We start from the raw sequence: 19,516 nt of genomic DNA, 5'->3' as shown, positions 1-19,516 counted from the left end.
TGTCGAGGAGACAGAGATGTCGTACACCCCTGACGCCCCTGGAGCCGGTTCGGACGCCCCGAATCTGGACTTCGCGGGGACGACCCCGTACGAGGACTACGTCCAGGCGGACGTCCTCACCCACTTGCAGCATCCCCGCTCCGACGACCCCGGCGAGATGGTCTTCCTCGTCACCACCCAGGTCATGGAGCTGTGGTTCACCGTCATCGTCCACGAGTGGGAGACCGCCTCCCGCGCGCTGCGCGAGGACCGTACGAAGGCCGCGATCGACGCGCTCGGGCGCTCCGCCCACGAACTGGAGGCGCTCAACGCCTCCTGGCAGCCGCTCGCCCGGCTGACCCCCGCGCAGTTCAACGCGTACCGCGGCGCGCTCGGCGAGGGCTCCGGCTTCCAGTCCGCGATGTACCGGCGCATGGAGTTCCTGCTCGGTGAGAAGTCCGCGTCGATGCTCGTCCCGCACCGGGGCGCGCCGCGCGTCCACGCCGAGTTGGAGAAGGCGCTCCAGCAGCCGAGCCTGTACGACGAGGTGCTGCGGCTCCTCGCCCGGCGCGGGCTGCCGGTGCCGGACGCGGTGCTCGGCCGTGATCTCGCGCTGCGGTACGAACCGGTGCCCGAGGTCGAGGAGATCTGGACCGGGATCTACGGCGACCCGGACGGGAACGCCGAACTCGTCCGGCTCGGCGAGGCGCTGACCGATGTCGCCGAGCTGGTGTGGCGCTGGCGCAACGACCACCTGGTGGCGACCCGGCGCGCGATGGGCTCCAAGACCGGTACGGGCGGCTCCGCGGGCGTCGCGTGGCTGGAGAAACGGGCCACCAAGAACGTGTTCCCCGAGCTGTGGACGGCGCGCAGCCATGTCTGAGCCGCAGGCCGTCTCGCCGGCCGTCTCGCCGGACCTGGTCGCTCGCGCCGCCGCGCTCGACGCCGCCGACGGACTCGCCCCGCTGCGCGGGCTGTTCGCCCTCAACGAGGGATCCGTCTATCTCGACGGGAACTCGCTGGGCGCGCTGCCCCGCCATGTCCCGGAGCGGATCCGCGACGTGATGACCCGCCAATGGGGTGAGCTGGGCATTCGCTCCTGGACCGAGGGCGGCTGGTGGACCGCGCCCGAGCGGATCGGCGACCGGATAGCCCCGCTCGTCGGCGCCGGTCCCGGGCAGATCGTGGTCGGGGACTCCACCAGCGTCAATGTCTTCAAGGCGGTGGTGGCCGCCGTACGCCTCGCCGACGGGGACGCGGACGAGGGCGGGGACGCGGGCGCGGACGGGGGCCAGGAGCGTACGGAGCTGCTGGTCGACGCCACGACCTTCCCCACGGACGGCTACATCGCGCGGTCCGCCGCCCGGATGACCGGCCGGCGGATCGTGCCGCTCGACCCGGCCGAGCTGCCCGGCGCGCTGGGGCCCCGTACCGCCGCCGTGCTCATCAACCACGTCGACTTCCGAACGGGACGCCTCCACGACCTGCCCGGGATCACCGCCGCCGCGCACGCGGCCGGGGCGCTCGCCGTCTGGGACCTGTGCCACAGCGCGGGCGCCCTGCCGGTCGGGCTGGACGAGCACGGCGTGGACCTCGCGGTGGGCTGCACGTACAAGTACCTGAACGGCGGGCCCGGTTCACCGGCCTTCCTCTATGTCGCCGAGCGTCATCAGGGCCGCTTCGACTCCCCGCTGCCCGGGTGGAACGCGCACGCCGACCCGTTCGCGATGGCTCCCGGCTTCGTCGCGGCGGACGGTGCGGTACGGGGCCGGGTCGGCACCCCCGACATCCTCTCCATGCTGGCGCTGGACGCGGCGCTCGACGTCTGGGAGTCCGTACGGATGGCGGACGTCCGGGCCAAGAGCCTGGCGCTGACCGACTTCTTCCTGGAGTGCGTCACGGCGTACGCCCCACCGGGCAGGGTGAGTTCGCTGACCCCCGCCGCCCACGCGGAGCGCGGCAGCCAGGTCGCCCTGCGGTGCCCGGAGGCGCCCGCGGTGATGGAGGCGCTGATCGCCCGCGGGGTGGTCGGGGATCTGCGCAGGCCGGACCTGCTGCGCTTCGGTTTCACCCCGCTGTACGTGGGCTTCGCGGACGCGGAACGGGCGGCGCGGGTACTCGGTGAGGTGCTGGCCGGGGTACCGGGTGAGGTATCGGGTGAGGAGCCGCCGGGTGATCGGTGACGGCCGACGCCCCACGGGGCTGATAGCGTCCCGCTGATCAGGTCAATTCGGCCCCCGTACCGAAAGGTTGGCGCAAGATGCCGGACCCCGCCGCGCACGACGCTGTCGCTCGCGACGCCGCAGAGACCGAAGCGGTCCTCACCCGTCCGGTCGTCCGGCCCGATGCCACCGCCGCGTACGGTGAACACCCTGATCAGGTGATCGACTTCTACGCTCCCCGGGACGGTCAGGAGCGCGTGCCGCTCGTCGTCGTCCTGCACGGGGGCGCGTGGCGCGCGCCGTACGACCGGCGGCACCTCACCCCGTTCGCGGACTTCCTGGCGCGGCGCGGGTTCGCCGTCGCCAACGTCGAGTACCGGCGCGGGGCGGCCGGACCGGCCGCTCCTGACGCGGTCGGCGGTACGAACGGGAGCGGTGGGCCGGTGGCGGGCCGCTGGCCCGAGACGTTCGACGACGTGGCCGCCGCGCTCGACGCCCTCCCGGCGCTCGCCGAGGCCGCGCTGCCACAGGCCGACGTGCGGCGCACGGTGGTGACGGGGCACTCCGCGGGCGGCCACCTCGCGCTCTGGGCGGCGTCCCGCCATGTGCTGCCGGAGGGCTCGCCCTGGCGGCTGGCGGAGCCGCCGCCGCTGCGCGGGGTCGTCGCGCTGGCGCCGATCGCGGACCTCGTACGCGCCGTCGAGCTGGCGGTGTGCGGCGGGGCCGTGCTCCAACTCCTCGGCGGTGAAGCGGAGTTCAAGCTGCGCAGGGAGAGCGCGGACCCGGCCGCGCTGCTGCCGACGGGGATCGCGACGACGGTGGTGCAGGGCCGTACGGACCTCACCGTTCCGTACGAGGTCGCCGAGGCGTACGTGGATGCGGCGGGCCGGGCCGGCGAACTGGTCGGGCTGACGCTGCTGGAGGACGTCGGGCACTTCCCGCTCGTGGACCCGTCGGCGGACGCGTGCGCGGTGGTCGCGGAGGAGATCGCCCAGCTCGCGTGGTGAGCACGCCTGTTCCGCCCCGGTGGGCACGCGCGGTGGGCACGCGCGGTGGGCACGCGCGGTCTGCACGCGCGGTCTGCACGCGCGGTGAGCACGCGCGGTGGGCACGCGCGGTGGGCACGCGCGGTGGGCACGCGCGGTGAGCACGCGCGGCGCCCACGCCGTCACCCCGTAGTACCTGGGACGGACGGGGAAGGATCCGCTTCCGTGCTGACGACCCGGTCCTGCCCTCCCCCTACCTTGAGGGAGTGACCGAAACCCCATCCGGGAAGCCCCGGGACAACGAGTTCCACCACGCCATGGGCGCGCTCGGCGGCCTGCGTCAGGCGCTCATCCAGGACGCCTTCGCCTACCGCCCGCTGCCGCCCATGCGTACGGACGGCCCGTTCACCCGGCGGCTGCCCGGGCGGATACGCGAGTTCGCGGGCTGGACGCCGCACGTCCTGATCGTCGGCGTGGCGCTGGTGATGTTCGCCATCGGGGTCGGGGACCGTGACCTGCGCACCCTCCTGCCGGTCTTCCCGGTCCTGCTCACGCTGGTCAGGCCCGTCGGCGCCTGGTGGCTGGCACTGTGGGTCAGTCTCTTCGTCAATGTCTTCGACCGGCACGACTGGCCCTGGACGCCCACCACCTTCGTCGGATACCTCGTCGTGCTGACGGTGACGGCCATCCGTACCGGCCCGCGCACCGCCGCCTGGATGTGGGCGATGACCGCCGGGTTCGCGGTGTTCTCGGAGTTCTTCTTCAACCGCTCGTACAGCTACGGGTACTCCACCACCATCCCCATGCTCTTCGTCTCCGCGGTCATCCTGCTGGCCGTGAGCATGTGGCAGGTCCGCCGCAGGGCGGATCAGGAGGTCGCCGAGCAGGTGAGCGTCACCGCCGTCGAGCGGGGCCGGCGCACGCTGCTGGAGGAGCGCACCACCATCGCCCGCGAGCTGCACGACGTGGTCGCCCACCACATGTCGGTGGTCGCCATCCAGGCCGAGGCCGCCCCGTACCGGGTGGAGAACCCGCCGCCCGAGCTGGAGCAGGCGTTCGTCACGATCCGTGAGAACGCGGTCGCCGCCCTGACCGAGCTGCGCCGCATCCTCGGTGTCGTACGGGCGGACGACTACGAGGCGCCGGACGCCCCGCAGCCCACGCTCGCCGAGCTCGACGGACTGATCGACAACGTCCGCGAGGCCGGTCTCACCGCGGAGAAGACGATCACCGGCGCGGTGCGCGAGCTGCCGCAGGGCGTGGAGCTGTCGGCGTACCGGATCGTCCAGGAGGCCCTGAGCAACGCGCTGCGCCACGCCCCCGGGTCGACCGCGCGCGTCGAGATCGCGTACGTGCTCGGCGGCCTGGGCCTGCGGATCGTCAACACGCCGCCGCGGGGCCTGGTCAAGCCGTCGCCCGGGGCGGGGCACGGGGTTACCGGCATGCGGGAGCGTGTCACGATGTTGAACGGCGAGATGACCGCGGACCTCACGGAGGACGGCGGGTACGAGGTCGCGGCCTTCATTCCGGTGGCCGCCGTTCGGGACGGGGACGCGTCATGACCAGCGGCAACACCATCAGGGTGCTGATCGTCGACGATCAGGTGATGGTCCGCGAGGGCTTCTCGGTGCTGCTGAACGCGATGCCGGACATCGAGGTGATCGGCGAGGCGGTCAACGGCCGCGAGGCGGTCCGGCAGGTCGCGGTGCTCCGCCCCGACGTCGTCCTGATGGACATCCGGATGCCCGAGCTGAACGGCATCGAGGCGACCCGCGAGATCGTCGCGGCCGACGCCGACGCGAAGGTGCTGGTCCTGACCACGTTCGACCTGGACGAGTACGTGTACCAGGCGCTGCGGGCCGGCGCCTCCGGCTTCCTCCTGAAGGACGCCTCGGCGCGGCAGCTCGCGGACGGCGTACGGGTGGTGGCGTCCGGCGAGGCACTGCTGGCGCCGACGGTCACCCGCCGCCTGATCACGGAGTTCTCCAAGCTCTCGGACACCCCGCGCGGCCCGGCGATGGCCCGGATAGGGGAGCTCACGGAGCGCGAGACGGAGGTCCTGGTACTGATCGCGCAGGGCCTGTCGAACGCGGAGATCGCGGAGCACCTGGTGGTCGCGGAGTCCACGATCAAGACGCACGTGAGCCGGATCCTGGTGAAGCTGGGACTGCGCGACCGGACGCAGGCGGCGGTGTTCGCGTACGAGGCGCGGCTGGTGACGCCGGGGTGAGGTGACGCCGGGGTGAGGTGACGCGCATAGCAGTCCGGTACGCGGTGGCGAGTACTCGTCATTTGATCACTCACGAGGGTGATCGGATCGGGAAGGGCCGTTTCGGCTGCGCGCGGGCCGGTCATGCTGGTGTCCGCCTGACAGGAGGTGCACCATCCCTGATCTTGCGTGGCTATCCCCGGCTTCAGCCGGGGAGGGAAACGCATTTCGGGACTGTTCTGACCGGTAGTTCACAGTGTCACGTGGCGGACTTGGGCAAGAGGATTCTGCTCCCCGAACCCGTCTCCATCGAACTCGACACCGAAGGTCTGACGGATTTCCTCTGCTGACGTGCGCGGGCCGGCCCTGTCCACACCCTGTGGACGGAACCGGCCCGTCATGACCTACGCACCCGGGCCGGCCCGGCTCAGGTCAGCACATCCCGCCGCCGCAGCCCCACCAGTCCCGCCGCCACCAGTGCCACCGACAGCCCCGTCAGCACGAGCACCGGTGGCCACGCCATCTCCGCGCCCGGCAGCTTCGGGAGGTGGCCGAAGGGCGACAGATTCATCACCGCCTGTGAGAGGCCGAGCGCCGGGCCGAGCCAGCCGAGCGCCAGTGCCAGACCGCTCGCCGCCCACGCGCCCACCGCCGCCCTCGGGACGACCCCGTACAGCAGCACCGCCACCGCGCCCAGCAGCCAGATCGCGGGCAGTTGGACGAGCGAGGCGCCGAGGATCCCGGGCAGGTCGTGGCCGTACCCCAGGAACAGGCCCGCCCCGCCGAGCAGCATGATCAGTACGGCGCCGCCGAAGGCGATCAGCAGATGGCCCGCGGCCCAGCGCAGCCGGCCGACCGCGCCCGCGAGGACCGGTTCGGCCCGGCCGCCCGTCTCCTCGGTGCCGAGCCGGAGCACGGAGGAGACCGCGTACAGCGCGGCCACCATCCCGAGCAGGCTCACCATCGTGGCGAGGAACGCCTCCGTCAGCCCCTGCTCGCCGCCCATGCGCTGGATGATCTCGCGGGTCCGCTCGTTGTCGCCGACCAGTTCGGCCGCGCCGTCCGTGATCCCGCCGAACATGATCCCGCTGACCAGGAATCCGGCGCCCCAGCCGGCCACGCTCCCGCGCTGGAGCCGCCACGCCAGTCCGCCCGCCGTGGCGAGCCGGCCCGCCGCCGGGCCCGGCCGCGCGGGCAGGAAGCTCATCCCGATGTCGCGCCGGCCGGCGAGGGTGTACGCGAGCACCGCCTGGACGGCGACGGCGGCGACGAGCAGGAGCAGCACCCACCACCGCTCGTCCGCGTAGGCGCGTACGTGCTCGGCCCAGCCCAGCGGGGAGAGCCAGGTCAGTACGGAGGAGCCGTCGGCGGTCGAGGCGTCGCCCGCCGCCTTGAGGACGAACGCGGCGCCGATGACCGCGGCCGTGAGGCCCTTCGCGAGCCGCGCGTTCTCGGTGATCTGCGCGGCGATCGCGGCGGTGCACGCGAAGAGCATGCCGACCCCGGCGACCGCGAGGCCGAGCGCCAGTGAGCCGGTGGTGTCGCCGGTCGCCCCGGCCAGCCCCGCCGTGATCACCAGCGCCAGCGCGGCATGGGCGATCAGCGCCGTGAGCAGCGCGGCGGTCAGCGGCGCCCGGCGTCCGACCATCGCGGCGGAGAGCATCTCCTGGCGGCCGGTCTCCTCTTCCTCCCGGGTGTGCCGTACGACGAGGGTCAGGCTCAGTACGGCGGCGAGCGCGGTGCCGAACGCCGTCATCCGCAGGGCGGTGAGCCCGCCGATCGAGTCGCTGAAGACCGGCCCGTACAGGGCGCGCAGGGAGCTGTTGGCCCCCAGGGAGCGTGCGAGGTCGGCGCGTTCGGCCGCCGTCCCGGCCACGGAGGTGAGGGAGCGGGCGACGGACATGAAGGAGCCGCCGAGGACGATCACCCAGACGGGGAGCATGATCCGGTCGCGGCGCAGGGCGAGCCGGAGCAGTGGTCCCGTACCGGCGAGCTGCCGGGAGCCGCCGGTACGGGCCACGGGCAGGGCACGCGGGGTGCCGGTGGCGAGCCCGGCGGTCATGACGCCACCCGCTTCTCGCCGGTGCCGGTGCCGGACCGGGTGTCGGACCTGCCGGACCCGTCGGCCCCGTTCGCCGGGGCGGCACCGTCCGCCGCGTAGTGGCGGAGGAACAGCTCCTCCAGCGTCGGCGGCGTACTGCTCAGGGAGCGGATCCCGGCGGCGGACAGGGACCGGAGCACGGCGTCGAGCTTGTCGGTGTCGACCTGGAGCCGTACCCGCGTCCCCTGGACGTCGAGGTCGTGCACCCCGGGCAGCCGGTCGAGCCCGGCGGGCGGCCCCGCCAGCTCCGCGCTCACGCTCGTACGGGTCAGGTGGCGCAGCTCCGCCAGCGAGCCCGTCTCGACGGTCACGCCCTTGCGGATGATGGACACCCGGTCGCACAGCGCCTCGACCTCGCTCAGCACATGGCTGGAGAGGAGGACGGTCCTGCCCCGGTCGCGCTCCTCGGTGACGCAGCTCTGGAAGACCTCCTCCATCAGCGGGTCGAGCCCCGAGGTCGGCTCGTCGAGGATCAGCAGCTCCACGTCCGAGGCGAACGCCGCGACCAGGGCGACCTTCTGGCGGTTGCCCTTGGAGTACGTACGCCCCTTCTTGGTCGGGTCGAGTTCGAACCGCTCGATGAGCGCGGCCCGCCGCCGCGCGTCCAGGTTCCCGCCGCGGAGCCGTCCGTACAGGTCGATGACCTCGCCGCCGGAGAGGTTGCGCCACAGGGTCACGTCACCGGGGACGTACGCCACGCGCCGGTGCAGCTCGACCGCGTCCTGCCACGGGTCCCGGCCGAGGAGCCGGGCCCCGCCGGAGTCGGCGCGCAGAAGCCCGAGGAGGACCCGGATGGTGGTGGACTTCCCGGCTCCGTTGGGGCCGAGGAAGCCGTGGACCTCACCGGTCTCGACGGTGAGATCGAGGCCGTCCAGCGCGTGCGTCCGGCCGAACGACTTGTGCAGTCCGGCGACGCTGATTGCCTTCGTCATGATTTGGAAGCTACGCTACTTTCACAAAATTGTGAAGTTAAGGAAGCGTAAAAAGGATCGGGTTAAGATCGGGACACGGGGCCCGGACACGGACGGCACGCGCAGCGGACAGCAGGGGAGACGAGCAGGCGATGAACGAGAACAGCCCGTCGCGGAACCCGGAAGCGGTGACCCGCTTCGTCGAGCGGTTCGCGGCGGTGATGACCGAGTCCGGGATGCAGCGGACGGCCTCGCGGGTCTTCGCCGCCATCGTCTCCGCGGACGACGGGTCCCTGACCTCCGCGGAGCTGAGCGAGCGGCTCGGTATCAGCCCGGCGGCGGTGTCGGGCGCGATCCGCTACCTCGTCCAGGTCGGGCTGGCCGGCCGGGAGCGCGACCCGGGCACGCGGCGGGACCGCTACCGGGTGCACGACGACGTCTGGTACACGACGTTCACGCAGCGCGACGCGGTGCTCACGCGCTGGGAGAACGCCCTGCGCGAGGGCGCGGACTCGCTGGGGCGGGACACCCCGGCGGGGGCGCGGCTGGCGGAGAGTGTCGAGTTCTTCGAGTTCGTGCAGGAAGAGGTGGCGGCGATGATGGACCGCTGGCGGGCGCTCCAGGAGCAGCGCAGGGCGGCGGTGGCCGGGGCGGCGGCGGTCGGGGCCGGTAAGAAGGGCTAACGCGGCGTGATGTTGGGGGCCAGCAGCTCCAAATAGGTACGGATCCCGGGGTCGTTCGGGTTGATCTCCTCGTACGGGTGCCGGGGCCACAGCGCCCGGCCCTCGATCCACGGCACGACCGCCGGGGACGGGTCCAGCCAGCCGCGCAGTTCCGCCTCCCCGGTGGGGGCGGGCAGCCCGAGCCACGGCCGGCGTGCCGTACCGGGCGGCAGTACGCCGAGCAGCGCCTCCGGCAGGTCGTCGTCACCGCCGTGGGCCGGGAAGAACAGCAGCACGGGACCCGCGCCGTACGGATCGTTCAGCAGGACGTACCGCTTGGGCACGGGCACCGGCGCGAGGGCCGCCCGGACGAGCGCCCGCACCGTGGGCACGCCCCGCCACACCAGCCGGCCCAGCGCCGTCACCCCCGCGGCGGCACAGAAGCCGCCCACCAGCAGGGTCAGCCACGGCATCTCGTCGCCCGGGATCAGCCACAGCACCCCGACCCCCGCCGCCACGCCGAGGCTCTGGAGGACGGCGGTCAGCGAACTCAGCTCACGCAGCGTCCGCACCCGCCACCACCGCACCGCCCGGATGTCGAGGTCGGGGCGGTACCGGCCTCCGGGCCGGGGGACGGGCGCGCGGCGCGCCTCGGCGGCCAGGGCCGCGTACGTGAAGGCGACCGCCGCGCGGCGGTCCGCACGGGCCAGATGATCGGTGACCTTGGCGAGGCTGACGGGCGGGCGCGGCCGCAGGCCCGGCGCCGACGGCGAGGGCAGCGAGGACGGCAGGGGCGCCCGGCCGCCGCCCCCCATCCCGGCCCCGGCCGCGGTTCCGCCGCTCTCCTCCTGGCTCCGCCGCCACCGCCACAGCCGCAGGCCCCCGCCGGCCAGACCGGTCAGGGTGAGCGCGGCCCCGGCCAGGAACACCGCGCCGTTCACGTCGTTGGCGATCGTGCCGCGCTCCTCGGCGTCGTACAGGTCGCCCTTCCACGGGCCGTACGAGACCAGCCACCCCGTCTCCCCGTCGTCGAGGAGAGGATCGCGGTCCGGGTCGCAGTGGTACGTGCCCCGGCGTTCCGCGCCGCTCCACGGCTCGGTCCACCGCACGGCGCAGACACCGTCGGAGCCCGCGTCGATCACGGTGAGCTGGATCCGCGGGTCCTTCATCGAGGCTTCGAGGGAGGCGATGCCCACGCCGAGCGCGATCACGCCGACGAGCAGGACCCAGCGGAAGACGCCCCGGTGGCGGACGGCGGCGGTGAGCGCGCGAAAGGCCGAATCGGCGGAGGAGGCGGAGGACGATTCCGGCGGTACGGGCCGGGCGGCCGGCTGTGGCTGCCGTGGAACCGGCCGGTCCAGCAGACCGCGCTCCGCAGCCGCCCGTACGCTCCTGAGCCGCGCCCGTTCCCCCCGTACCGCCCGCGTCCAGACCAGCTCCCCGCCGCCCGGCGGCGCGATCACCCCGCCGGTCCGCGGATCGCCGGACCACCACAGCACCCCGCCGGGACCCGGCTCGACGAGCTGGTAGCGCTGCTGTACGGCGACCACGGCCATCGGCCACAGATCACCCGTGACCGGGTCACGCAGCACCACCGTCCCCGCGTGCAGCCCGCGCGGTACGGAGACCGCGGCGCAGGCCGTCCACGGCGACCGCGCCAGGCGGTGCCCCATCCGGCGGGCGAGCCGGCGGGCGACCACGCCGAGCCCGGTCGCGAAGAGGCCGAGGCCGCACAGGGACGGCAGCACCTCCTGCGGCCAGGTCAGCCCGCGGCCCCGGGCGGCGAGCGCGATGACCGCGACGCCGGCCAGCAGCGCGAGCCCGCCGCGCGTCCAGGTGCCGGAGCGGGCCCGGTAGCGGGTCAGGGCCTCCGCGGTGTCGGGGAGATCGAGGGCGACGGCCGCCCTCGGACCGCCACCCGCGTCGCTGCCCCCGCCTCCGTCTCCGTCCCTGTCCCCGCCTCCGTCCCTGTCCCCGTCCTCGCCTCCGCCGGGCCCGGGTCTCTGAGCCGCGGTGCCGTACGTGCCGTGCATCTGTTCCGTCCCCCCGGGCGTTGATCGGACGCTGAGGGTAACCGCCTCGCTGACCAGGGAGCAGCCGCACCCCCCGGCGGAGAGAGGTGTCAGCCGCCGCCGGGGCCGCCGCCGGGACCCGCGTACGCCCCCGCCACCGCCGGCCCGCCGCCCGCGCCGGCGGGCAGGGTCAGCCCCCAGGCCCCCGGCCGGAGCGTCCAGGTCCGGGTACGGACCGGACCGGCGACGCGGGCGTCCGCGCGGTAGCGGAAGTCCGCACCCGAGACCGTGACGGAGAGGGCGCTCGCCCTGACCGGTTCCGCCGCACCCTGTGTCCGGATCACCACCTCCGCCCGGCCGCCGCGCGACCGTACGGTCACCGCCTCGACCGGTTCGTCCAGATCGCTCAGCACCACGCCGTCCGCCTCCACGCGCAGCCGGTGCGTGTGCACCGCGAGGGCGTGCGGGACGGGGCGTACGAGCGTACGGACCAGGGAGCGGCAGGTGTGCCAGACCGAGGCGACGGCGGGCGGGACCCCCGTGCCACCGCCCGGTTCCCGGTCCCCGCCCGCCCCCGCGCGCCCGGGGAGCGCGGGGAGGGCCGGGATACGGAGATCGCCCAGCACCACCCCGTCGCTGTCGTCGACCAGCAGGTCCAGCCTGCGCACCGCGCCGTCCAGCACCGCCCGCGCCGCCGCCACCGCGCCTATGGGCACGCCCAGTGAACGCGCCAGCTCCACGGAGGCGCCCACCGGCACCAGCGAGAGGGCGCCCGCGGTCAGCTCGCGCTCCCGGTGGAGCAGCGAGACCATCCGCAGCAGCGCCCGGTCGTCGCCCACCAGCACGGGGCGCCGGCTGCCGCGCCGGGCCAGCGCCCGCGCCAGCTCCTCGGGGCCTTCCGGGAAGCAGAGTTTGACCGCCGCGCCCCCGCTGAGCACGTCTCTCGCGATCCGCACCGATTCGCCGTCGGTCCGGCCTGCCACCGGGTCGATGACCACCAGAAGCTGCTGCGCGCCGTTCTCGGCGGGCTCCGGAGCCGACACCTCGGTCCTTCCTCGGGTAGCATCTTTGTGCAAGAGCCCCTTGCGCTATTGCGCCAGGGGCTTCGTCTATTCCGGGGCATCCGGTTCGACGGTCAGGTCTGTGTCGTACAACGCTGTGCGATGTCGCAGGCACGGATCACGCGTGGTGACGGCGTACTCACGCCGTACGAACGGCGTTTGTGCGTCCCTGACCTTGGACATGCCCCGCCCGGAAGGGGTGTACGCCTGTGCCCGCACTTGTGCTGCTCGGTGCTCAGTGGGGTGACGAAGGCAAGGGAAAGGCCACCGACCTGCTCGGTGGTTCCGTGGACTATGTCGTGCGCTATCAGGGCGGCAACAACGCCGGCCACACGGTCGTCGTGGGCGACCAGAAGTACGCACTGCATCTCCTCCCTTCCGGAATCCTCTCCCCGGGGTGCACCCCGGTGATCGGTAACGGTGTGGTGGTCGACCCGGCTGTCCTGTTCTCCGAGCTGAACGGTCTTGGCGAGCGCGGTGTCGACACGTCGAAGCTGCTGATCAGCGGCAACGCACACCTGATCACGCCGTACAACGTCACGGTCGACAAGGTGACGGAACGGTTCCTCGGCAAGCGGAAGATCGGCACGACCGGGCGCGGCATCGGCCCGACCTACGCCGACAAGATCAACCGCACCGGCATCCGTGTCCAGGACCTCTACGACGAGTCGATCCTGGAGCAGAAGGTCGACGCGGCGCTGGAGTCCAAGAACCAGCTCCTCGCCAAGGTCTTCAACCGGCGGGCCATAGAGTCCGGCAAGATCGTCGAGGAGCTGCTGACCTTCGCGGACCAGCTCAAGCCGTACGTGGCCGACACGACGCTGATCCTGAACAACGCGATCGACGAGGGCAAGGTCGTCCTCTTCGAGGGCGGCCAGGGCACCCTGCTCGACGTCGACCACGGCACGTATCCCTTCGTCACCTCGTCCAACCCGACGGCGGGCGGCGCCTGCACCGGCTCGGGTGTCGGGCCGACGAAGATCAACCGGGTCATCGGCATCCTCAAGGCCTATACGACGCGCGTCGGCGCCGGACCGTTCCCCACGGAACTCTTCGACGACGACGGCGAGGCCCTGCGCCGCATCGGCGGCGAGCGGGGCGTCACCACGGGCCGCGACCGCCGCTGCGGCTGGTTCGACGCGGTGATCGCGCGCTACGCGACGCGGGTCAACGGCCTGACGGACTTCTTCCTCACCAAGCTGGACGTGCTGACCGGCTGGGAGCGGATCCCGGTGTGCGTGGCGTACGAGATCGACGGCAAGCGCGTCGAGGAACTCCCGTACAGCCAGACGGACTTCCACCACGCGAAGCCGGTGTACGAGTACCTGCCCGGCTGGTCGGAGGACATCACGAAGGCGAAGACGTTCGCCGACCTGCCGAAGAACGCGCAGGCGTACGTGAAGGCGCTGGAGGAGATGTCGGGAGCGCCGATCTCGGCGATCGGCGTCGGCCCGGGCCGCACGGAGACGATCGAGATCAACTCGTTCCTGTAGCAGCGCGCAACCGAACACAACACCGCCCCGGAGCCCCGAACGGCCGCCGGGGCGGCGTCTTTTGCGGCGTGGCAGCGGCGCTGCTCCAGTCGGCGGGGCTGGAGGCGGGGCCGCGCCCGTAACCTCATCAGGAACACCGTGGAACGCACTGTCATGCCACGATGTCGCTCCCTGTGGAGCTGCCGGCAGGAGGACTGTTGTGCGCACGGAAACCGACGTCGCCGAGGCGATCACGGCCTTGGGCGAGCTGTGGCTGGAGTTGCTTTTCGACGATCCGGTGGTCCGTGGTGCCAGGGGTGACGTGATCTGCTCGCCTGCCGGTCTGTGGCTGGCGCTGGCAGCCCTGGAGGCCTGCGCGGACGGGGCGACTCGCGAAGAGCTGCGGGGGGTCGTCGGCCCGGTTCGTGCCCGGAAGGTGGAAGCCACCGCGGTCCGCGCACTCGGACGGGAGGGCGCGTTCATCGCCTCGGCCAGGATGTCGAGCCGGCTTCCGGCGCGGCCGGAGTTCGGCACGCCCTCGTACGCGATCGAGGTCGGGCAGCCCGGCCTCGACGGCCCGCACGGGCTCCACCGGTGGAGTCACGGCACGGACGCCCTGCTCGGCCAGGCGGCAGAGTGCGCTGATCCCGCACACTGTGCCCTCCTCGTCAGCACGGTCGCGCTGCGAGCCGAGTGGGAGCGGCCCTTTGAGCCGTCCTTCACCCGTGAGCTCCCCTTCACCGATGCGGAGGGCGTGACGCACCGCGTCCCCGCCATGGTCGCGGAAGTACCGGTCGAGGACGCCTGGACCCTCGCGCGGCCGCACGGCCGGGTCACGGTGGTCGAACTGCGGGCTCGCGCCGGGGACAGGAGCGCGGCGCCCGCCACACCGCCGGTCAGGGTCCGCTTCGCACTGGGTGAGGACCGGCAAGTCCCGCCCGCGGAGGTGATATCGGCCTCGTGGGCCCCGGCCGCCCAGGGGAGTGCGATCCGCGGGAGCCGCGGCAGCAGACGTCCCGAGGCGGTGCTGCTGGAGCTACCGCGTCTGTGGCTCTCCGGCGACATCGACATGTCGCCCCAACTGGCAGCGCTCGGGGTGAAGCGCCTCTTCTCGCCATCGGCCGAACTCCCCCGGATGTTCTCCGAGCCGGTCCACTGCGACCGGGCCGTCCAGAGCTGCCTCGTACGGTTCGACGAGGAAGGCCTGACCTCCGAGACCTCGGCCGGCACCGCCACGGACCGGCCCTGGGCGAACCGGGCCCATTTCGACGGCCCGGGGCAGCTGCTGCGGACGGCCCCGGTGCGCCTCGACCGGCCGTTCGCCGTTTCAGTGCTGGACGGGAGTGGCACGGTCCCCCTTCTCGCGGGTTACCAGGCCGACCGCCCGGGAGGACTTGGCGAGTCCTGAACGGCGGTATCACTCCGATGGGTGAACTCCGGTTGCCGTCACGGAGCGCTCGGCCTCGTGGCTGAACGGTTCTGCCCGGAAGATATCCGCAGGTCAACACTGGTTCGGTGGGTGATCTGCGGTATATCGAACGCAGGTCCCGGGCGACATCGTCGGCACTTGCGCTCGTCACAGTGCGTGGCGTTACAGTCACGGCAGTCCTTCAGGTCTGCGATCAGGCCCGAGCTTGGGACATGAAATACCCCCGCGGTGATTGGGTCACCCGGGGGCTCGACACCAGGAGTGACCCTCCGGATGCGGATTTACCGTACAACGCCCACGCGTTCCTTCTCCACCTTCGCCAACGCGCTCCTGCGCGATCGCAGCATCTCGTGGTGCGCGGCAGGCGTACTCATGTACTTACTCAGTCTGCCGCCCGGCGCCCGCGCCTCGATCCGCTCGCTTGCCGATCAGCGCAAGGAAGGCCGCACGCGGATCGGCGAAGCCCTGCGTGAGCTGGAGGAATCCTGCTATCTGCGCCGGTCGGTCGTGAAGGACCGGGAATCCGGTCAACTCTCCACGGTGTACGAAGTATTCGATCACCCTTACACGAACGAAGTACCGGGAGCCGTCGACGGCGACGCTGCCGGCGGTGATGAAAATGGCCGAAACCTGGCCTCCGGTGAGGAGGCCACCGGCGTGTCGGGCCCGCTCCCTATGGGAGAAACGACTGGGGAACAAGAACCTCCCTCCCCTTCCCCGAGTCCGACTCCGAGCCCGACCCCGAAGCGACGGGCGCGGGCGGTGCGCCGGGAGAAACTGTCCATTCCCGAACAGCTCAGGTCCGCCACGGAGTTGCTGCTCTCCCTCGGTCGCCGGGAGCCCCGGCTCGCCCTCGGAACCGTCGAAGCGGTACGGCTCGCACCGCTGGTGGAGGAATGGCGGGGCTGCGGCGCGAGTGACGCGCAGGTGAGGCAGGCGCTGACGGCGGGGCTGCCGACGCCGGTGCTCTCCGCGCCGGGCCTGATCGCGGACCGGTTGCGCCGCAAGATGCCGACGCCGCTGCCACCGGCGGGGCCGCCCCGGACGGTCCCCGAATGCGAGGAGTGCCGCGCCCCGCTCCCGCCCTCGGGCACCTGCCGCGCCTGCGCCCCGCCACCCCTGAACGCGGCGGCCCGCGGCTTCGTGGCCGCCGCGAAGAGGGGCGGCGCCAAGGCCCGCGCGGCCCTGACGGCCCCGCACGCGCCCGCCGCACCCGGCCTCGCCTGACCGGCCTCGGCCCGGCTTGAAGCTCCCGATCCCGATTTCATGGGTCGGCTACCTGCAGCGATACGGAGTGTCATGACCGTCACGCTCGAACGCCCCGAGATGGTATACCGCAGGTATACTGTCGATGTGGCCGACACAACGATCAAGGTTGACCCCGCCGTCCGCGACCGGCTCCAGGAGCTGGCCAGGGATCGCGGCATCACCATGCGCGACCTGCTGGCCGAACTGGCGGGCGCGACCCCCACGAAGGAGGAGTTGGCTCAGCGGTACGAGGAGACGAAGGCGTACATCGAGGAGCACCTCCTCGGCAGGCCGTACACCGAGGAGGACGAGAAGGCCGGCGAAGACCTCTGGGCGGGCATCGTCTCCGGGCGCCTCGGGGAGGTCCAGGAGTGAAGAAGGACCAGTACCCGTTGCCGCGTGCGGTGGTGCTCGATGACACGGCGGCCCTCGCACTCGGCGCGGGAAACCGCATGGCGTCCCGCTTGGTGGTCGAGGCGGAGAAGGACCCGACCTTACGGATCTACCTTCCCGCGCTGTGCCTCGCGGTCGCCGAGAGCGACCGGGCGGGCGTCGCGGAGCATGTCGGGGCCCTGCCGTCCGTCGACATCACGGAACTGGACTTCGCGGGCGCCGCAGCGGTCGGAAAGCACCTCCGCGAGCAGAAGACGACCGAGACCGACTGGAGCGGCGCGCACGCGCTGCATCTCGCCCGCCCCTCGGTGGAGTGGCCGAGGGGACGTCCCGTACTCACCCGTGATCCGGTGCGGTACCGGGGCACGGGGGTGCGTGTGATCCGTATCGAGGAGTAGCCACAAGGCCGTCCCCCTGCATGCCGTCACCTGCACCTGCACCTGCGCCTGGGTGCGGGTGACGGCTTGTCAAGGTGCGAAGATCGGTACCGCCGCCGTCTGGACGATCGCACCCTGGACCCTCACCGCCGCGCTGAATCAGCAGCCCAGGGATACAGCTTCGTTCGTTCTGATGTCAGGCGTCTTCGGGATCCAGCTCGAACGTGAAATAGATGCTCAGCGTGTAGGGCTCGTCCTCGTCATACGCGAAATCCCATGACACATCCACCAGGAAGACCTTTTGCTCTCCCACCCACTCACAGGCTTTCCTGAAGGCTTCCGCGGCAGTGGTGGCGGGGAACAGCTTCCTGGCCATGGGATGCACCTGAGTCTCGGCATCCGAATCGTCGAAACCCTCCGGAACATCCAGGCAGAGGCCGGGATCGAGCTCCATGGACTACGCCCTCTCACGTCGGTTCACCGGTACGAGTCGACAGAGGCCGGCCCTCTGCGCACCACACCCGGTAAGACCACCGCACACCCGGAAGGGTTGCTTCCGCCGACTCGTGGCCTGAGCATCGGCTCTCCGTGGACCGCAACCATTGCGGAGTCGATCTCGGCGCCCAGTGGAGGCCACAGTGAAGTGCCGTGAAGTGTCGCGCGGTGCGCGTCTGACCGCTCATAGTGCCGCCTCCACATCCCTGGCCTTGTGCAGTGATCGCACCCTGCGCGAGCTCGTGGAGGCGGCCGTGCCGATCGGATCCGGCATCGGCGGGAAGTCGGCCCTGCTGGAGGTCGCCGGAACCCCGGTCTTCGTCAAGCGGGTGCCCCTCACCGATCCGGAGAGGCAACCCGAGCACCTCCGGTCCACGGCGAACCTGTTCGAGCTGCCTGTCTTCTGCCAGTACGGCATCGGCGGGCCGGGCTTCGGGGTCTGGCGAGAGCTCGCCGTGCACACCATGACGACGAACTGGGTACTCGCGGGGGAGTACGAGGGCTTCCCCCTCATGTACCACTGGCGGGTGCTGCCGGACTCGACGCCCCTGCCCGAAGAACTGGCCGACATCGAACAGGCCGTCGCCTACTGGGGCGGCGGACCGCAGGTGCGCCGCCGGATCCAGGCTCTCCAGCAGTCCTCGGCGAGCGTCGCGCTGTTCCTGGAGTACATTCCACAGAACCTGCACCAGTGGCTGGGCACCCAGGTCGAAGCAGGAGACGAGACCGCCAACCGGGCCTGCGCCATGGTGGAGGCGGATCTGGCAGCCGGCACCTCGTTCATGAACAGCCGCGGACTCCTGCACTTCGACGCGCACTTCGAGAACATCCTGACCGACGGCCGGCGCCTCTACTTCGCGGACTACGGCCTCGCCATGCACTCCGCGTTCGAGCTGTCGCAGGACGAGGCCGACTTCTTCGACCGGCATCAGACCTACGATCGCTGTTACACCGCCACGTATCTGGTGAACTGGCTGGTCACCGCTCTGCACGGTTACCAGAGAGAGGACCGGGAGGGCCGCTACGCACTGGTGCGCGCCTACGCGGAGGGCAAACGCCCCACAGGAATCCCGCAGAAGGCCGCAGCGATCCTCGCCCGGCACGCTCCGATCGCCGCGGTGATGTCCGACTTCAACCGCAAGCTCCAGCACCAGAGCAGGCAAACCCCCTACCCGCTGGAGGAGATCCGCCGGCTTGGCGGGACGTACAGCTCCTCCACCGGCAGCGGCGGATAGCCCCCGCCGATCAGCGCCCGCGCGTGCTCCTCCGTCTGGAAGAAGCCCTGGATGGCGTGCATCGCGTACAGCTGGAGCCCCACCGCCTTCTGCTCCAGCAGTACGTAGTCCTTGAACTGGTCCGGCGGCCTCAGGCTGTCCACGGTGGTGAGTGAAGGCGTCGGGGACGCAGGGCACATAGGAGACGGGCGCCACGCTTGAAGCGTGGCGCCCATGGCATTCGCTGTCTCAGGGACCGCAGGAGGGACAGCTCATCCGTGCGGCGAGGCCGACCGGAGCAGCGAGAAGGGGGACGCCCAACTCGGCAATCGCTGCCCGTCGTTCGAGAGGTCATCGGGACCGTCGACAAAGTCGGGAGGGGTGTCGCCGAGACCGGGGGCATCCACGACGTAGAACTCCGCGCAGCCCGGTACGGGACGGGCCACGATGTCACCACCGTCGTCCGTGGCCTTCTGCATCTCCCATCCGTTGGCGGACGGGCGGCTGGTGTCGAGGCGGCGCCGCCGGGCTTCGACGCGGCGCAGCGCTTCCTTGAGTTCGTCGTTCCTGAGGGGCGCCGGCGCGGCGGCGGCCGGCGTCGTGAGAAGGCCGGTGGAGGTGAGGCTTGTGGCGGCGGTGACAGCGGCGGCAGCGGTGAGAGCGTGTCTGCGGGTCAGGTCGCTGGAGCTCAACGGTTCAGCCTTTCTTCTGTGTTGTCGTGGCGCTGCTTGCGGTACAGCACGGCGGAGACGGTGGCGCAGCCGAGCGCGAGCAGCAGCAGGACGGCGAGGGACGGATTGATGTA

General features: G+C 71.8%; 19 protein-coding genes. 12 read left to right on the top strand and 7 right to left on the bottom strand.

What is annotated here, in order from left to right; genetic code table 11:
* Positions 1-16: 16 nt before the first annotated feature.
* The 5 genes from AB0P17_RS33945 (at position 17) to AB0P17_RS33925 (ending at position 5,357) form a co-directional block, all read left to right on the top strand.
* Positions 17-862 (top strand): tryptophan 2,3-dioxygenase family protein, encoded by an 846-nt coding sequence (locus AB0P17_RS33945; protein WP_365817128.1) that lies wholly within the window; start codon positions 17-19, stop codon positions 860-862.
* Positions 855-2,162, top strand: a complete 1,308-nt coding sequence (gene kynU / locus AB0P17_RS33940) for a kynureninase (protein WP_365817126.1) — start codon at positions 855-857, stop codon at positions 2,160-2,162. Before AB0P17_RS33945 ends, kynU begins: the two co-directional genes overlap by 8 nt.
* Positions 2,163-2,239: 77 nt before the next feature.
* On the top strand, positions 2,240-3,148 hold the full coding sequence (locus AB0P17_RS33935; RefSeq protein WP_365817124.1) for an alpha/beta hydrolase: 909 nt from the start codon (positions 2,240-2,242) through the stop codon (positions 3,146-3,148).
* A gap of 296 nt (positions 3,149-3,444) precedes the next feature.
* The gene (locus tag AB0P17_RS33930; protein WP_365817192.1) at positions 3,445-4,689 is read left to right on the top strand and encodes a histidine kinase; all 1,245 of its coding nucleotides are present in this window, start codon (positions 3,445-3,447) and stop codon (positions 4,687-4,689) included.
* A complete protein-coding gene (locus tag AB0P17_RS33925) occupies positions 4,686-5,357 on the top strand; it encodes a response regulator transcription factor (RefSeq protein WP_365817122.1) in 672 nt (223 codons plus the stop codon). The genes AB0P17_RS33930 and AB0P17_RS33925 overlap by 4 nt, the downstream gene beginning before the upstream one ends.
* Before the next feature lie 406 nt (positions 5,358-5,763).
* Here AB0P17_RS33925 and AB0P17_RS33920 read toward each other — a convergent pair whose 3' ends face one another.
* Together AB0P17_RS33920 and AB0P17_RS33915 are read right to left on the bottom strand one after the other, a co-directional pair.
* Positions 5,764-7,398 (bottom strand): ABC transporter permease, encoded by a 1,635-nt coding sequence (locus AB0P17_RS33920; RefSeq protein ID WP_365817120.1) that lies wholly within the window; start codon positions 7,396-7,398, stop codon positions 5,764-5,766.
* On the bottom strand, positions 7,395-8,369 hold the full coding sequence (locus AB0P17_RS33915; protein WP_365817118.1) for an ABC transporter ATP-binding protein: 975 nt from the start codon (positions 8,367-8,369) through the stop codon (positions 7,395-7,397). The genes AB0P17_RS33920 and AB0P17_RS33915 overlap by 4 nt, the downstream gene beginning before the upstream one ends.
* Positions 8,370-8,500: 131 nt before the next feature.
* Here AB0P17_RS33915 and AB0P17_RS33910 point away from each other — a divergent pair, with 131 nt between their 5' ends.
* Positions 8,501-9,031: a MarR family transcriptional regulator gene (locus tag AB0P17_RS33910; protein ID WP_365817116.1), complete on the top strand. Its 531-nt coding sequence runs from the start codon at positions 8,501-8,503 to the stop codon at positions 9,029-9,031.
* On the opposite strand, the gene AB0P17_RS33905 is transcribed toward AB0P17_RS33910, so the two are convergent.
* Complete coding sequence (locus tag AB0P17_RS33905; protein WP_365817114.1) at positions 9,028-11,043, bottom strand: hypothetical protein; 2,016 nt, start codon at positions 11,041-11,043, stop codon at positions 9,028-9,030. The genes AB0P17_RS33910 and AB0P17_RS33905 overlap by 4 nt on opposite strands.
* An 89-nt stretch (positions 11,044-11,132) precedes the next feature.
* A complete protein-coding gene (locus AB0P17_RS33900; RefSeq protein WP_365817112.1) occupies positions 11,133-12,065 on the bottom strand; it encodes a diacylglycerol kinase in 933 nt (310 codons plus the stop codon).
* A 227-nt stretch (positions 12,066-12,292) separates the two neighbouring features.
* Between AB0P17_RS33900 and AB0P17_RS33895 the strand changes: the two genes are divergently transcribed.
* From AB0P17_RS33895 to AB0P17_RS33875, 5 genes are all read left to right on the top strand, one after another.
* Positions 12,293-13,576 carry an adenylosuccinate synthase gene (locus tag AB0P17_RS33895; protein WP_365817110.1) on the top strand — a complete coding sequence of 428 codons (1,284 nt, stop codon included), beginning with the start codon at positions 12,293-12,295 and terminating at the stop codon, positions 13,574-13,576.
* A gap of 199 nt (positions 13,577-13,775) precedes the next feature.
* A complete protein-coding gene (locus tag AB0P17_RS33890; protein ID WP_365817108.1) occupies positions 13,776-14,963 on the top strand; it encodes a serpin family protein in 1,188 nt (395 codons plus the stop codon).
* A gap of 783 nt (positions 14,964-15,746) precedes the next feature.
* Complete coding sequence (locus AB0P17_RS33885) at positions 15,747-16,211, top strand: hypothetical protein (RefSeq protein WP_365817106.1); 465 nt, start codon at positions 15,747-15,749, stop codon at positions 16,209-16,211.
* A gap of 126 nt (positions 16,212-16,337) precedes the next feature.
* Positions 16,338-16,607: a hypothetical protein gene (locus AB0P17_RS33880; RefSeq protein ID WP_365817104.1), complete on the top strand. Its 270-nt coding sequence runs from the start codon at positions 16,338-16,340 to the stop codon at positions 16,605-16,607.
* On the top strand, positions 16,604-17,023 hold the full coding sequence (locus AB0P17_RS33875; RefSeq protein WP_365817101.1) for a hypothetical protein: 420 nt from the start codon (positions 16,604-16,606) through the stop codon (positions 17,021-17,023). Before AB0P17_RS33880 ends, AB0P17_RS33875 begins: the two co-directional genes overlap by 4 nt.
* A 175-nt stretch (positions 17,024-17,198) precedes the next feature.
* Here the strand turns inward: AB0P17_RS33875 and AB0P17_RS33870 are convergent, their stop codons facing one another.
* Positions 17,199-17,456 (bottom strand): hypothetical protein, encoded by a 258-nt coding sequence (locus tag AB0P17_RS33870; RefSeq protein ID WP_365817099.1) that lies wholly within the window; start codon positions 17,454-17,456, stop codon positions 17,199-17,201.
* Between the two features lie 199 nt (positions 17,457-17,655).
* Here AB0P17_RS33870 and AB0P17_RS33865 point away from each other — a divergent pair, with 199 nt between their 5' ends.
* Entirely contained in the window at positions 17,656-18,732 is a 1,077-nt protein-coding gene (locus AB0P17_RS33865) for a protein kinase family protein (RefSeq protein WP_365817190.1), read from the top strand.
* Here AB0P17_RS33865 and AB0P17_RS33860 read toward each other — a convergent pair.
* On the bottom strand, positions 18,666-18,875 hold the full coding sequence (locus AB0P17_RS33860) for a Scr1 family TA system antitoxin-like transcriptional regulator (RefSeq protein ID WP_365817097.1): 210 nt from the start codon (positions 18,873-18,875) through the stop codon (positions 18,666-18,668). The two genes, AB0P17_RS33865 and AB0P17_RS33860, sit on opposite strands and share 67 nt — an antisense overlap.
* Positions 18,876-18,983: 108 nt before the next feature.
* Positions 18,984-19,403: a hypothetical protein gene (locus AB0P17_RS33855; RefSeq protein WP_365817095.1), complete on the bottom strand. Its 420-nt coding sequence runs from the start codon at positions 19,401-19,403 to the stop codon at positions 18,984-18,986.
* Positions 19,404-19,516: the final 113 nt, after the last annotated feature.

This window comes from Streptomyces sp. NPDC088124 (assembly GCF_040685895.1).
Classification (GTDB): Bacteria; Actinomycetota; Actinomycetes; order Streptomycetales; family Streptomycetaceae; genus Streptomyces.
Note: the sequence above shows the minus strand (reverse complement) of the source record. Positions and strands in the feature narration are given on the sequence as shown.